The organism is Nitratidesulfovibrio sp. HK-II (genome assembly GCF_003402415.2).
GTDB lineage: Bacteria > Desulfobacterota > Desulfovibrionia > Desulfovibrionales > Desulfovibrionaceae > Cupidesulfovibrio.
Genome location: NZ_AP036014.1, coordinates 3251465 through 3265078, shown reverse-complemented (window position 1 = coordinate 3265078; position 13614 = coordinate 3251465). Strand labels below are relative to the sequence as shown.

General features: G+C 67.8%; 13 protein-coding genes. 6 read left to right on the top strand and 7 right to left on the bottom strand.

Annotation, left to right across the window (positions count from 1 at the left end):
* The first annotated feature begins 219 nt into the window (after nt 1–219).
* The gene (locus RVX_RS13725; RefSeq protein ID WP_116308116.1) at nt 220–2469 is read left to right on the top strand and encodes a methyl-accepting chemotaxis protein; all 2250 of its coding nucleotides are present in this window, start codon (nt 220–222) and stop codon (nt 2467–2469) included.
* Between the two features lie 80 nt (nt 2470–2549).
* Here the strand turns inward: RVX_RS13725 and RVX_RS13720 are convergent, their stop codons facing one another.
* Entirely contained in the window at nt 2550–2804 is a 255-nt protein-coding gene (locus tag RVX_RS13720; RefSeq protein ID WP_116308117.1) for a hypothetical protein, read from the bottom strand.
* A gap of 476 nt (nt 2805–3280) precedes the next feature.
* Here RVX_RS13720 and dhaK point away from each other — a divergent pair, with 476 nt between their 5' ends.
* The 3 genes from dhaK (at nt 3281) to ptsP (ending at nt 7904) form a co-directional block, all read left to right on the top strand.
* Nucleotides 3281–4345, top strand: a complete 1065-nt coding sequence (dhaK, locus tag RVX_RS13715) for a dihydroxyacetone kinase subunit DhaK (protein ID WP_116308226.1) — start codon at nt 3281–3283, stop codon at nt 4343–4345.
* Nucleotides 4346–4724: 379 nt separating this feature from the next.
* Complete coding sequence (dhaL, locus tag RVX_RS13710) at nt 4725–5357, top strand: dihydroxyacetone kinase subunit DhaL (protein ID WP_116308118.1); 633 nt, start codon at nt 4725–4727, stop codon at nt 5355–5357.
* A 3-nt stretch (nt 5358–5360) separates the two neighbouring features.
* Nucleotides 5361–7904: a phosphoenolpyruvate--protein phosphotransferase gene (gene ptsP / locus RVX_RS13705; protein ID WP_116308119.1), complete on the top strand. Its 2544-nt coding sequence runs from the start codon at nt 5361–5363 to the stop codon at nt 7902–7904.
* 278 nt (nt 7905–8182) lie between these two features.
* On the opposite strand, the gene flgM is transcribed toward ptsP, so the two are convergent.
* Both flgM and RVX_RS13695 read right to left on the bottom strand, forming a co-directional pair.
* On the bottom strand, nt 8183–8494 hold the full coding sequence (gene flgM / locus RVX_RS13700) for a flagellar biosynthesis anti-sigma factor FlgM (protein WP_116308120.1): 312 nt from the start codon (nt 8492–8494) through the stop codon (nt 8183–8185).
* A 46-nt stretch (nt 8495–8540) separates the two neighbouring features.
* Nucleotides 8541–8957, bottom strand: coding sequence for a DVU0524 family FlgM-associated protein (locus tag RVX_RS13695; protein WP_007526511.1), 417 nt, complete (start codon nt 8955–8957; stop codon nt 8541–8543).
* 443 nt (nt 8958–9400) lie between these two features.
* On the opposite strand from RVX_RS13695, the gene RVX_RS13690 reads away from it, so the two are divergent.
* A complete protein-coding gene (locus RVX_RS13690) occupies nt 9401–10099 on the top strand; it encodes a Maf family nucleotide pyrophosphatase (RefSeq protein ID WP_116308121.1) in 699 nt (232 codons plus the stop codon).
* Nucleotides 10100–10159: 60 nt separating this feature from the next.
* Nucleotides 10160–10684, top strand: a complete 525-nt coding sequence (locus RVX_RS13685) for a phosphatidylglycerophosphatase A (RefSeq protein ID WP_116308122.1) — start codon at nt 10160–10162, stop codon at nt 10682–10684.
* A 220-nt stretch (nt 10685–10904) separates the two neighbouring features.
* Here the strand turns inward: RVX_RS13685 and RVX_RS13680 are convergent, their stop codons facing one another.
* The 4 genes from RVX_RS13680 to RVX_RS13665 form a co-directional block, all read right to left on the bottom strand.
* A complete protein-coding gene (locus RVX_RS13680) occupies nt 10905–11597 on the bottom strand; it encodes a LysE family translocator (RefSeq protein ID WP_116308123.1) in 693 nt (230 codons plus the stop codon).
* Between the two features lie 384 nt (nt 11598–11981).
* On the bottom strand, nt 11982–12377 hold the full coding sequence (locus RVX_RS13675; RefSeq protein WP_230404829.1) for a response regulator: 396 nt from the start codon (nt 12375–12377) through the stop codon (nt 11982–11984).
* A gap of 196 nt (nt 12378–12573) precedes the next feature.
* Nucleotides 12574–13026, bottom strand: coding sequence for an Rrf2 family transcriptional regulator (locus RVX_RS13670; protein WP_007526516.1), 453 nt, complete (start codon nt 13024–13026; stop codon nt 12574–12576).
* A 115-nt stretch (nt 13027–13141) separates the two neighbouring features.
* Entirely contained in the window at nt 13142–13498 is a 357-nt protein-coding gene (locus RVX_RS13665; protein WP_043609752.1) for a response regulator, read from the bottom strand.
* Nucleotides 13499–13614: the final 116 nt, after the last annotated feature.

Below are 13614 nucleotides of genomic sequence, written 5' to 3'. Positions count from 1 at the left end.
GGGAAGGTGCAGAGCGCGAATGCAGTCGCCTCCGGGGGGAACTCCCGGAGGCGGTCCGCGTTTGGTGCGGGCAACATCCTGTCCCGTCTTTCCGGGGGCGGGTTCGTTCGCCGCAGGCATACCGCGCCAGTATTTCTCGCATTATCATCGCGCTCCCCCGCCCATCCGTCGTATCGTGAAGATGGCGAGGACCGGCACAGCACAAGGAAGGAGACGGTCATGCGGAAATCGATCATCGTTCGGCTCCTGATCATCGTTGTCATCGGGCTCGTTTTGGAGGGCGGGGCGTTTCTCGGATACGTCTCGTTCGATCTCTCGCGGTTCGCGAGGCAGCAGGCGGACCAGACGCGCGAGACCATCTATGACCATGAAAAGTATTCGCTGCGCGACATGGTGGATTCGGCCTACAGCATCGTGGCGAAATACCACGCCCAGTCGCAGGATGTCGAAGCGCTGAAGCGGCTGAAGGCTCGCGAACTGAAGCTGGTCGTCGAATCCGCCGCCAGCCTTGTGCAGGCCCACATGGCTGCCACACCCGCAGACCGCAAGGCGCAGGTCGCGCGCGAACTGCTTGGCATGCTGCGGGGGTTGCGCTTTGCGGGGGACAATTACATCTGGGTCAACGACCTAGATACCGTGGTGCTCATGCACCCTGTGTCGCCGCAACTTGAAGGAAAGGCCCAGCGCGGCCTGCGCGATGCCCGGGGCAAGGCCATGTTCGACGAATTCGTGGCCGTGGCGCGCGGCAAGGGCGAGGGCATGGTCGATTACATGTGGCCCAAGCCCGGGCAGAAGGAAGCCCAGGTGAAGGTGTCGTTCGTCAGACTGGTGCCGGAACTGGGCTGGGTCATCGGCGCGGGGGCCTATTTGGACGACATCACGGGAGAACTCAAGCGTGAGGCCCTGGACCAGATCGGGCGCATCCGGCTTTCGGACGGCAATTATTTCTGGGTCAACGACCTCCAGCCGCACATGGTGATGCATCCGATTCAGCCGGAGCTTGACGGCACGGACCTCAGCCAGAAAACGGACACCACGGGCAAGCGTCTTTTTGTCGAGATGGCGCAGGTGGCCCGTGACAAGGGCGAGGGCACCGTCGCCTACCGGTTCGGCAAGCCCGGCAAGGGGGGCGACTACCAGAAGCTGTCCTACGTGAAGCTGTTCCAGCCCTGGGGCTGGGTGATCGGCATGGGCGTCTACATGGACGAGGTGGACGAGGAAATCCTGGCGGAACAGGCCCGCTTCAACAGCGCCATCAACGGCCTCATGGGGCGCAGTGGGCTGATTGGCCTGTGCATCGCGGCGCTCATGGTCGGGCTGGTGGTGCTGTACATTCACCACAGGCTCAAGCAGCCTATGGGCCAGCTTGTGGGCTACGCCGGGCAGGTCGCCTCGGGCGATCTCGACGCGACCGTCAGTGGCCGGTTTCGGGGCGAGATACAGCAGCTTGCCGATGCGTTGTATGTCATGGTCGCAAGTCTCAAGGAAAGAATGGAGGAGGCGCGGCAGAAAGGCCGACAGGCCGAGGAGGAGGCCGCCCACGCCCGCGCCGCCACGGCGGAAGCCGAGGAGGCGCGGAGCAGGGCCGAGCACGCCAAGGCCGAGGGCATGCTGGCCGCGGCGGGCATACTCGACGCCATCGTGTCCTCGCTGACGCAGGCCTCGCGGCAGGTGGCGGATCTTTCGACCGAGATCAGCACCGGGGCCGAAGGGCAGCGGAGCCGCATAACGGAAACCGCCACCGCCATGGAAGAGATGAACGCCACCATCCTCGAAGTGGCGGGCAACTCCGGCAAGGCCGCAGAGAACGCCGACCACGCCCGCTTGCGGGCGCAGGACGGTGCCAGCACCGCCAACGCCTCGGTAACCGCCATCGAGGAGGTGCAGAAGCTGGCCGTGGCGCTGAAGTCCAACGTGGCGGAACTGGGCGTGAAGGCCGAGGCCATCGGCCAGATCATGAACGTCATCAACGACATCGCCGACCAGACCAATCTGCTGGCGCTCAACGCCGCCATCGAGGCCGCGCGCGCCGGAGACGCGGGGCGTGGGTTTGCAGTGGTGGCCGACGAGGTGCGCAAGCTGGCCGAGAAGACCATGAGCGCCACCAAGGAGGTGGGCGAAGCCATCGGGACCATCCAGCAGGCCACGCGCGAGAACACCAGAAGCGTCGAGCACGCCGTGGCGGCCGTGGACAAGGCCACGGAACTGGTGGTGCTTTCCGGCAAGGCCCTGCGCGAGATCGTCCAGCTTTCCGAGCATTCGGCGGACCGGGTGCGCTCTATCGCCACGGCGGCCGAGGAGCAGTCCGCAGCCAGCGAGGAGATCACCCGGGCGCTTGAGGAAATCAACGCCCTTTCGGGCCGGATCACCGACGGCATCGGCCAGGCGGCGGACGCGCAGCAGGAATTGAACCGCCAATGCCTGAAGCTCAAGGAACTCATCGACAACATCAAGCGCGAGAACGGATAGCGCGGCCTGTCCCGCTCCGGGGCCGCCCCGGGCATGAAGTAAACCGCCTTCGGGGAATATCCTCCGAAGGCGGTTTTGCTTCAGGCCTTTCTGGCCGGAGCGTCCTGCGTGCCGTCGGCATCATCCTTCTGGCGCGCCCGGCGCTCTTGCAGGGTCAACCCGTCCGTGCCGTTGCCGCATAGTCTGCGCGGGTTGCCGCACAGAGGGCACGAGCAGGGCTTGCGCGTCTGCCCTGCCTTGCCGATGCAACGAGCCGTCGGGTTCTGGTAGTCCCATAACCGGACCATGCGCGTGCCATCGCGTTTGCGGCGGCGCAGGGATTCTCTGGAAAGCATGTCTCCCCCTCCGGCACCTTCCGCGCCGGTATCCAGGCAACGGTCGTCAGCCGATGCGTGGGTGTTGTCCGCGTGACCTCGTCTCGTGCGTCAGGGGTTCCGCCCCGGCGCCCGTGGCCATCCGATGTGCTTCCGGATGCTCCGGCCCGGATCGCGGGCCGGTCGCAGGCTTGATGCAACGGCGCCGCGTGCGCATGGCTCCCGCAATTCGCGGGGGGGGCAGGGGCGCTGAACCGATACTACACGATGGATGGACGCTTTTCGAGTCCCTGCGCGGTGCCAGGCAGGGCCAGGAAATCCGTTGCCGCGCTCCCGCGCGGCCATGCCCGGGCACGAGCCGGGATGCGGGCCTGTCGTTCACGCCCTGACGCTACGCTGCCCCTACCTTCCACCCTCTGCCCCGTTCCCACCGCTTCGGAAATCGCGTATTGTCCAGCGTGACTGTCCCTAACGAGCAAAACCCACGAGGCATGACCATGAAGAAATTGATCAATGCAGTGGAAAACGTGGTACGCGAACAGTTGCAGGGCATGGCGGCGGCGCATCCGGAACTGCGGGTGAACATCGACCCGCACTTCGTCTGCCGCAAGGAAATACCGCAGGGCAAGGTGGCCATCGTCTCCGGCGGCGGCAGCGGGCACGAACCCATGCACGGCGGCTTCGTCGGCCACGGCATGCTCGACGGAGCCTGCCCCGGCGAGGTGTTCACCTCGCCCACGCCCGACCAGATGTACGAGTGCGCAAAGGCCGTGGATCGCGGCGCGGGCGTGCTGTTCATCGTCAAGAATTACACCGGCGACGTGATGAACTTCGAAACGGCGGCAGAACTGTGCCACGCCGACGGCGTGAAGGTGCAGAACATCCTCATCGACGACGACGTGGCCGTGAAAGACAGCCTGTACACGGCCGGGCGGCGCGGCGTGGGCACCACCGTGCTGGCGGAAAAGATCGTGGGTGCGGCGGCGGAAGCCGGGTACGACCTGGACAAGTGCGCCGACCTGTGCCGCAAGGTGAACCAGTACGGCCGCTCCATGGGCATGGCGCTGACCCCCTGCACCGTGCCCGCCGCAGGCAAGCCCACCTTCGAACTGGCCGAGAACGAGATAGAGATCGGCATCGGCATCCACGGCGAACCGGGCACCCAGCGCGCCCCCATGAAGCCCGTGGACGAACTGGTGCAGATCATGGCCACCACCATCATCGACGACCCGGCCTACACCCGCACCGTGCGCGAGTTCGACCGCGCCAGCGGCCAGTGGGTGGACAAGTCCCTGACCGATGCGCCCTTCGCCAAGGGCGACAAGGTCATCGCCTTCGTCAACAGCATGGGCGGCACCCCGGTCAGCGAACTGTACGCCGTGTACCGCAAGCTGGCCGAAATCTGCGGGGCGCGCGGCATCTCCATCGTGCGCAACCTGATCGGCCCGTACATCACCTCTCTGGAAATGCAGGGCTTTTCCATCACCCTGCTGAAGGTGGACGACGAGATACTGAAGTTCTGGGATGCGAAGGCCGTCACTCCCGGCCTGCGCATGGGCTAGGGTGCGCTGCGGTCCTTTTGCCCTTTGCTGTCGTCGGAACGCGCGTTCATTCCGGTCACGCACCGAAGAGTGCGCTCCCTTCATGACCACGCGCCCCTCCTTGGCAAAGAACAAAAATCCGCGCAGCGCACGGCGATCGCTAGCGACATAGCGCATGCAGAACGCCGATGGCCTGAGAGAGGCGCACCGTAACATGTGGCGTGCGCAGCCAGGCAGAGTCTGCGCTGACGCACCGCAACCAGAACAGTTCCCTTACCGACCAGGAATCCCGGTCCGGCGGATGGCATGCCTGTCGTCCGCCGGACCGGAATCCGTACACGCGGATGGCGGTTCACGCCATTTCCACCAATTCACCGCAGCCTCCCACAAGGATGCCCCCATGCAGATCACCCGCGACCACATCCTCACATGGCTCGCCAAGCTGGGCGATATCATGCGCGATAACCGCTCGTATCTCACCGATCTCGACGCCGCCATCGGCGACGCCGACCACGGCATCAACATGGACCGGGGCTTCAGCAAGGTGCAGGAAAAACTGCCCACCTTCGCGGACAAGGACATCGGCGCGATTCTGAAGGATACCGGCATGGTGCTGCTGTCCACCGTGGGCGGGGCCAGCGGCCCCCTGTACGGCACCTTTTTCATGAAGGCCGGGCTTGCTGTGGCCGGCAAGGACGCGCTGGACGCCCCCGACGTGCAGGCCCTGCTGGACGCCGGGGTAGAGGGCGTTGTCTCGCGCGGGCGGCCCGTGCTGCACGACAAGACCATGTTCGATGCCTGGAAGCCCGCCATTGACGCCTACCGCAGCGCCGTGGCGGGCAGCGGCGACCTGTCCGCCGCGCTGGATGCCGCCGTGGCGGCGGCGGAGGAAGGCATGCGCGCCACCATACCGATGCAGGCCCGCAAGGGCCGCGCCAGCTATCTTGGCGAGCGCAGCATCGGCCACCAGGACCCCGGGGCCACCTCCACGGTGTTGCTGCTGGCCGCCCTGCGCGACGTGGTGCGGGGGTAGCCCATGGTCGGCATCGTCGTCGTCACGCACAGCGCCGTGCTTGGGCAGGGCGTGAAGGAACTGGCGGAGCAGATGACGCAGGGCCGCGTGCCGTTGGCCGTGGCGGGCGGCATCGACGACCCGGAACACCCCATCGGCACCGACCCCGTACGGGTCATGGCCGCCATAGAAGAGGTGCAGCAGGGCGACGGCGTGCTGGTGCTGATGGACCTTGGCAGCGCGCTGATGAGCGCGGAAACCGCGCTGGACCTGTTGCCGCCGGAAGTGGCGGCACAGGTGCGGCTGTGCGCGGCCCCGCTGGTGGAAGGCGTCATGGCCGCCGCCGTGCAGGCGTCCATCGGGGCGGATCTGGAGACGGTTGCCCGCGAGGCGGAATCCGCCCTAGCGGCCAAGGCGGAACTGCTGGGCATGGCCCCGCCGCAGGGCGAGGCCGCGCCGGATGTCGCGCCGGATGCCGCTTCCCCCGTTCCCCCAGCTCCCATTGTCGCGGGCGGCCAGGAGCTGACCCTGGTGGTGCCCAACCGCCTTGGGCTGCACGCCCGGCCCGCCGCGCGCATCGTCACCGCCCTTGGCCCCTTCGTGGCCGACGTGCACCTGGTGCGGGGCGACCGGGTGGTTTCCGCCCGCTCGGTGAACCGCATCGCCACGCTGGCCGTGCGCGGCGGCGACACGGTAACCTTCCGGGCCACCGGGGCCGACGCCGCGCACGCCCTGAAGGCATTGGCCGACCTTGCGGCGGAGAACTTCGGCGATTTGCCCGACGCGGCCATGTCGTCCGGCAAATCCATCACGGCTGGACCGGACGGACAGGGCAAACCCGCTGCGGCGGGTGCGCCCGCCGCCAGGGGCGGCGTACCCGCTTCGCCGGGCATTGCCATGGGGCCAGCCGTCTGGCACCGCCCGGCATTCGATGCGCCGCCGCCTAGCCTCGTGGCGGGTGACCCGGACAGCGAGGCCGCCCGGCTGGAAGCGGCGCTGGACGCCGCCCGCAAGGAACTGGCCGCGCTGGAGCGGCGCACCGCCGCCATGGCGGGCAAGCAGGAGGCGGAAATCTTCGTCATGCACCGCCTGCTGCTGGATGACGCCACCATCGCCGGGGATGCGCGCCAGCGCATCGCAGAGCGGCACGAACCCGCCGAGGCGGCATGGTATGCGGTGATCGACCTGGCGGCGGAAAGTTTCCGGCAACTGCCGGAAGGCTACATGCGCGAACGCGCGGCCGATCTCGTGGACGTGGGCGCGCGCGTGCTGCGTCTGCTGACCGGCGCGCCGCCTTCCGGCCCGCGACTGGACCGGCCCTCGGTGCTGCTGGCCGCCGACCTTGGCCCCTCGGACATGGCCCATCTGGACCCCGCGCTGGTGCTGGGCATCGTCACCGCGCAGGGCGGGGCCACATCGCACGCGGCCATCCTGGCCCGGTCCATGGGCATTCCGGCGGTGGCGGGCGCGGGCGCGCTGGCCGCCAACGTGGCCGACGGCGTCACCGTGGCGCTGGACGGGTCCACCGGAGAGGTGTGGATTGCCCCCGCGCCCGACGTGCGGGCGTCCATCGAATCCCGCCGCGCCGCGTGGCTGGCCGCGCGCGAGGCCGCGCTGGCCGGGGCCGCCCGCCCCGCCGTGACCACGGATGGCCGCCACGTGCACGTGCATGCCAACATCGGCGCCCCGGCTGACGCCCCCCCCGCGCTGAAAAACGGCGCGGAAGGCGTGGGCCTGTTCCGCACCGAATTCCTGTTCCTGGACCGCGCCGCCGCACCGGACGAGGAGGAGCAGCGCGCCGCCTACGTGGCCGCCGCCGCCGCCATGCCCGGCCTGCCGGTGGTGGTGCGCACCCTGGACATTGGCGGCGACAAGCCGGTGCCCTACCTGGGCGACTTCGCGGCGGGAGAGGACAACCCCTTCCTTGGGCTGCGCGGCATCCGCTTCTGCCTGGCCCGGCGCGAACTGTTCCTTACCCAGTTGCGCGCCCTGCTGCGCGCCGCAGCGGAACACCCCCTGCGGGTCATGTTCCCCATGGTGGCCCATCCCGGCGAACTGGCAGCCGCAAAGGCCATGCTGGAAGAGGCCCGAGCCGCGCTGGCTGCGGAAGGGTTGCCCCACGGCCCGGTGGAGGTGGGCATCATGGTCGAGGTGCCCGCCGCCGTGGCCCTGGCCGACCAGTTGGCCCGCGAGTCGGCCTTTTTCAGCATAGGCACCAACGACCTGGCCCAGTACGTCATGGCCGCGGACAGGGGCAACGCCGCCGTGGCCGACCTGTCGGACGCGCTGCACCCTGCCGTGCTGCGCATGGTGCGCGACACCGTGGCGGCGGGCAACGCGGCGGGCATACCCGTGGCCATGTGCGGCGAACTGGCGGGCAGCGCGGAGGCCATCCCGCTGCTGGTGGGGCTGGGGCTGGATGAACTGAGCATGAACGGCCCGGCCATTCCGCGCGCCAAGGACGTGGTGCGCGGGTGCGACATGGCGGCCTGCGCGAAGCTGGCGGAACGGGCGCTGGAACTGCCCGATGCCGCCGCCGTGCGCCGGTTGCTGAAAGGCGGCGGGTAGGCGGGCCGGGCGAGTTGTGACCACGGAATGCAAAGGGCCGCGCGATGGAGCATCGCGCGGCCCTTTCGTATTCAGGAAGGTCGTAAAACGTGACAAGGCGGAACCGTACGGAGACGGCGCCGCCTTGCCATAGCATTCAAAGGCCGTGCACAAGCACACGGCCGAAAGGCCGGACGTGCCGTGCCCGAAACCATCCTTTCCCGGAACCGACCCACGCCGGAAGAACACCCGGCGCGACGCGGAACATCGCGGGATAGGGGCGGGCATGCCCGAAGCCGCTAGCCGAACAGGTCCTGTTCTTCCTTGAGCAGCTTTTCGGCCACGGCGCGCGAGTCCACCTGGTACTCGCCGGACTCCACCTTGCTCTTCAGCGCGTCCACCTTTTCCTGGCGCACGTCGGGCGCGGCAAGGGCGGCTGAATACGCCTCGGTGCGCAGCTTGGCCTCGTCGGAAAGGCTGACCCGGTCACCCTGTGCGGAGGACGCGGCGTCACCTTCCTTGCGGGCGGCGATGCGCTTGGTCTGGAGCTCGGACTGCTCCAACTTGGCCCTGTACGGGTCCAGGTTCTTGAGATAGTTCTTGATTTCCATGGTAACCTCCCCGGGGGAGCATACCGTTTACCGGTTCGCTGACCGCCTAGAGCATGGTGTCGTCCACTGTTTCGAGAGCTATGTGCCACAGCCGGTCCAGGATTCTCGCCTTCTCCGCTGGCGCTACCTCGACGGGGCCTGCTGGCCCGGAGCGGAACACCTGAATGTCCAGCTGCGTCGGAGGATACGTGAAGGTGAGCGTTTCTCCCAGTTCCTTTTCCAGCTTCTGGCGAATCTCTCGTACGACGGGGTTGTCACTTCCCGCAAGCAGAAGGTTTTCCATGATCTCGCGAGCCACGCGTTCCACCATGAACCTGCGCTTCACCTCGGGAGGAATGGCGCTTTCCTCCTCGCCCGCCGCCAGACGCATGGCCTGCCGATAGCGGGCCAGCCTGCGTGCGGTTACAAGCTGCTTGTCGTAGTTCAGCAGCATGTTGCGAAGGTAAAACGAGTTCGTGGTCACGGTAGTCTCCCCTCGTATCGCCTATCGGCATTCCCGAGGGGGAACTTTAGGGGGCGGACGCATCTTTTCCGAAAAAATTTTTCGGGCAATGCGGTGAGGGAAGACCCGCCCATGCACTCACACCTCCTATCGGCGGCTGGCGCGGAAACATTAGGTGATTTTGAGGTGCGACTGCATTCTTCTGGGGTAGGTAGGGTTATCCCCCGGTGTGCATTGGGTGTTTCACGTACACATGGGGGGATATGAATGCACTGTCGCATGGTGGAGCGGGTACATGCATGCGGTATGGCGGAAGGTGGGCGTGCTTGCGCCCGGCGTCGCCATGGGGCATGACACGCGAAACGCGCAGCGTGCCGGGCCGCCCGGCCCGAAAAGGGGCCACGGATAGTGCGCCCCCCGGATTGGGGCGCGGACGCCGCATTTCTTCCCGGAGCCATGACCGCATGACCGATGTGCTTTCGATGACGCAAGCCTGCCCGGCGAATTCCGCCGATGTTTCCGACAGCGACGCGCCTGCCCTGTCCGCCCTGTTCGCCCCGTCAGGCGGGCCTTTCAGGGCGCTGGCCCCCGTGGTGCTGGCCTCTGGTTCGCCCCGCCGCCGCGAGTTTCTGGAGTCCTTGGGCCTTGCCTTCGAGGTCTACGGTAACGGCGCGGCCGAGCCCGACCCCCTGCCCGGAGAACCCCCGGCGGACTATGCCCGCCGCGCGGCCGAGGCCAAGGCAGCCTCGGTGTCCGCCGCCCGCCCCGGTTGTGTGGTTATCGCGGCGGACACGGTGGTGGCCCTGCACGGCGAGGTCATGGGCAAGCCGGAGAATCGCGCAGACGCGGTGCGCATGCTCACGCGGCTGGCCGGGCACACCCACGAGGTGGTCAGCGCCTGCTGCGTGGCCCTGCCCGGCGGCACGCGCGAAACCTTTCACGCCGTCACCCGTGTGACCATGTGGAATGCCCCGCCCGCCGCGCTGGCCGCCTATGCCGCCACGGGCGAGCCCGACGACAAGGCCGGGGCCTACGGCATTCAGGGCGTGGGCGCGTTTCTGGTGGAATCCATCGATGGTTCGTGGAGCAACGTGGTGGGGTTGCCGGTGGCGGAACTGGTCCGGCTGCTGCTGCACCATGGCGTCATTGAGCCCATGGCGTAGCAGGCAGCGGCGGAAATCGACGACGGGGACGCCCCGATACGCAGGACAGGGAGCACACGCATGAGCGCGACGAACGACAACGGGCCGGAACGCTGCACCCCGCCGGATGACCTTCAGGGGCTGGACAGGCTGGCGCTGGAGGTTGCCCGCGTGTGGTATGCCGGGCGCAGCCCGGTGGCCCCGGGCACCGTAGGGTCCGCCGTGGCCGCGCTGCTGGCCCCGTGGATGTTCCTGCCGCTGCCGTTGGGCTGGCGTGTGACGGCGTTGCTGGCGTTGTTCTGCGGCGGGGCCTGGGCTGCTGGCCGCGCGGCACGGCTGCTTGGCCGGTGCGACCCCGGCAGCGTGGTCATCGACGAGGTGGCCGGGCAGTGGACGGCCATGCTGCCCTTCGCCACGCTGTCGCCGCTGGGGGTGCTGGCCGCCTTCGTGCTGTTCCGCGTGTTCGACATCATCAAGCCGGGTCCGGTTGGGGCCTCGGAATCATGGTTTGCGGGCGGCCCCGGCATCATGATCGACGACGTGGTGGCCGGGGTGTGCGCGGCGGCCGTGCTGGCCGTGCTGTCGTGGCTGGGGCTGCCGGTCTGACGGCAGGGCAGGGCGGCAGGGCAGGGCGGCAGCGAAGCGCAGGCGGCGTTGTCCGCCGGGTCTTGAGAGCTTTTTGGGGCACAGCCTTGCGGCACGACGGCCCGCGCACCCGAAATCAGCGGGTACGCGGGCCGTCGTGCGTTGACCGCATGGCCGTCGTCAGCGGGCGTATGGATGGGGCGGGTCTCCGCCCGGCGGAGCAACCGGGCTCCGTGCGAAATCAGCCCCGCTCGGCCAGCGCCAGCCGGATGCCCAGGAACAGGAACAGCGCGCCAAGGCAGCGGTCGCCCCAGCGTGCGAACCGGCCCGCGTGCCCTCCGGCCTGGAAGAGGCTGCCCAAGCGGGCCGCGCCCCATGCCACCAGCAGGTTCACCACGGTGCCGTTGACGGTGAAGATGCACCCCAGCAGCAGGAAGGCCAGCGGCGACGGCGGCGCGCCCGCCATGCCGCCGTCCACGAACTGCGGCAGGAAGGCCAGGAAGAACAACGCCACCTTGGGGTTCAGGGCGTTGGTCAGAAAGCCCTGCGCGAACACCGCGCGCAGGGTGGTTCGTGGCGCGAGTTCCGAGCCTGGTTGCGCCCGCCGGGCAGACGCGGCGGGTGATGCGGCAGCCTTCGCCGTGCCCTTGCGGGCCAGCAGCAGGTAGGCCCCCATGTACAGCAGATAGGCCGCTCCCAGCATCTTCACCACGGTGAAGGCCGTGGCCGAGGTGGCCAGCACGGCGGACAGGCCGAAGGCCGCCGCCGCGATGTGCACGGAGCATCCCGCGCCGATGCCGAGCGCGGCCGCCACGCCAGCGCGCACCCCGTTCATGGTGGACCGGGCGATGATGTACAGCATGTCCGGGCCGGGGGTGATGTTCAGCAACAGGCCAGAGGCCGCGAACAGCCAGATGTCGTGCACGCCGTGCATGGGATGTCCTCCGATGTTTTCGCCCTCATGCGCCCCGTCCTTGCGGGCGTCAAGCCGCGACCGGGGGGATGACCGCTGGTCGGCAATGTGCGTTGTGTGCCTGTGGAAAATGTGCGTTGTTCAGGTAATATGTCAAATTCAAAAGGATTAATGGGAACGCCGCATGTGCGTTGCGTGGCGCGGAAGCTGGCAGGGGCGTCCCGCGCAGCCGTCTGGACCAGCTTCGGCCATAGTTGGCCACGCGACAGGAACACCGTGTGCGCAACGGTGTGCGTATCATGGGTATCTTGCTGATATGGCTGGCTTTTGGAAAAGACAGAATGCTGGGGGGCGGGAGGCATCCCCCGGCGGCCAGGCAGGATGGATAGGGAACAGTCGTCCGGGCTATTCTGGCGGCAGCAGACCCAGGGTGCGCAGTTCCGTGTACAGGCGTTCAAATTCCAGCGGCTTGACCAGATAGGCGGCAATGTGCCCCTGCTCGAAGGCGCGCAACGCGATGTTGATGTCGGTGACGGCGGTGGTGACCAGCACGGGCACCTGGGGCAGGCCGCGCTCCGCTTCCACGGTGCGGATGCGTTCCAGTACGGTCAGCCCGCTTTCGCCGGGCAGCATCAGGTCCAGCAGCACCACGCCGAAGGGGGTGTCGAGGTCCAGCGCCTGCATGTAGGCCGCCAGGGCGCGTTCCGCGTCGCCAGCGCAGTGGGTATCGAAATACCGGTTCAGCGCAAGGTTAAGAACGCGGGCGCTGAGGGCGTCGTCTTCTACGATCAGGGCTCGCATGGGGCCTCCGGGCGGTCCGCCGTGGCCGCTGGTGGGCGGTGGCATGGCGCGATTGCGTGGTACATCACGCAATGTAGCCCGGAATGCCCGGAGAAAGGAAGAATTGATTTGAGAGGCGCGTGCTGGCGGGCGTCCAAGAAACGGGGGCGGGGGCGGCGCGTGGCCGGGCCGCACCCCGAAGAAAGGCCCGATGGCGTCAGTCCTGGGCGTGGGGCGAGATGTGGCAGGCGTTCTTGGGGCACAGGCTGGCGTCGCGCATCAGGTCGGCCAGGGTGAAGCTGTTGAGCTTCTTGTACATGGCGCGCGAGGCTTCGTCCCAGATGGTGCGCGTCAGGCACACGGCCATGCGCGGGCAGCAGGGGTTTTCCTCGTCGCAGGTGTAGGGGGCCAACGATTCTTCCAGCGCGAACACCACGTCGCCCACGGGAATTTCCGCGGCGGGCTGGGTAAGCTGGTAGCCGCCGTGCGCGCCCAGTGTGCTGCGGATGTAGCCCGCCTTGCGCAGCACCCGGATGAGTTTTTCCAGGTACTTGACGGAAATACCCTGGCGCTTGGCGATATCGCGGATGGACACGGGGGCTTCCGTACCGTGCATGGCGATGTCGAGCAGCATGCGGGTGCCGTATCGGCTGCGGGTGGTCAGTTTCATGCGTGTGTCGTTGTGGTTTCGGCTCGCCCAGTCGTCTGCCAGTTGTCTGCCTGTTGTCGCGTGTCGTCTGGCTGTCGTCAGTGTGCCGACCGCGTAGTGTCCGCCTGTCGGTGGGCTATTCGCCCAGCGCCCGCCGCACGATGCCCAGCATCAGGTCCGGGTCGAACGGCTTGTCCACGGTGCCCACGGCGTTGGGCACCATCAGGTGCAGGCCGCCAAGGCCGGTCACCAGCACCACGGGGATGTGCGCGCCGCCGGGCAGGTCCATCAGTTCGCGGTACACGCGGGGGCCCCACTGGCGGGGCATTTCCAGGTCCAGAGTCACCAGGTCGGGCCGCCGGGCGCGTGCCATTTCCACGGCGTCGGGGCCTTCGGTGGCCGCGTCGGCCCGGTATCCGTTTGTCCTGAACAGCGAAACGAGGTAGGCGGCGATGTCCGGGTCGTCCTCTACCACCAGGATGGACTTAGCCAGAGTGTTCCGGGCCGTGGTGTTCCTGTCCTGGGTGGCGTTGGCCATGCGTCGCTCCGGGCCTCCGTTTGCGGGCCGGTCCGGGCCGCCGTTCCACCGTGCGAGGGGGAGGGGGCGGT

Coding starts and splice junctions, on each gene's coding strand:
- RVX_RS13725 (WP_116308116.1), top strand. CDS start 220: ATGCGGAAATCGATCATCGTTCGGCTCCTGATCATCGTTGTCATCGGG.
- RVX_RS13720 (WP_116308117.1), bottom strand. CDS start 2,804: ATGCTTTCCAGAGAATCCCTGCGCCGCCGCAAACGCGATGGCACGCGC.
- dhaK (WP_116308226.1), top strand. CDS start 3,281: ATGAAGAAATTGATCAATGCAGTGGAAAACGTGGTACGCGAACAGTTG.
- dhaL (WP_116308118.1), top strand. CDS start 4,725: ATGCAGATCACCCGCGACCACATCCTCACATGGCTCGCCAAGCTGGGC.
- ptsP (WP_116308119.1), top strand. CDS start 5,361: ATGGTCGGCATCGTCGTCGTCACGCACAGCGCCGTGCTTGGGCAGGGC.
- flgM (WP_116308120.1), bottom strand. CDS start 8,494: ATGGAAATCAAGAACTATCTCAAGAACCTGGACCCGTACAGGGCCAAG.
- RVX_RS13690 (WP_116308121.1), top strand. CDS start 9,401: ATGACCGATGTGCTTTCGATGACGCAAGCCTGCCCGGCGAATTCCGCC.
- RVX_RS13685 (WP_116308122.1), top strand. CDS start 10,160: ATGAGCGCGACGAACGACAACGGGCCGGAACGCTGCACCCCGCCGGAT.
- RVX_RS13680 (WP_116308123.1), bottom strand. CDS start 11,597: ATGCACGGCGTGCACGACATCTGGCTGTTCGCGGCCTCTGGCCTGTTG.
- RVX_RS13675 (WP_230404829.1), bottom strand. CDS start 12,377: ATGCGAGCCCTGATCGTAGAAGACGACGCCCTCAGCGCCCGCGTTCTT.
- RVX_RS13670 (WP_007526516.1), bottom strand. CDS start 13,026: ATGAAACTGACCACCCGCAGCCGATACGGCACCCGCATGCTGCTCGAC.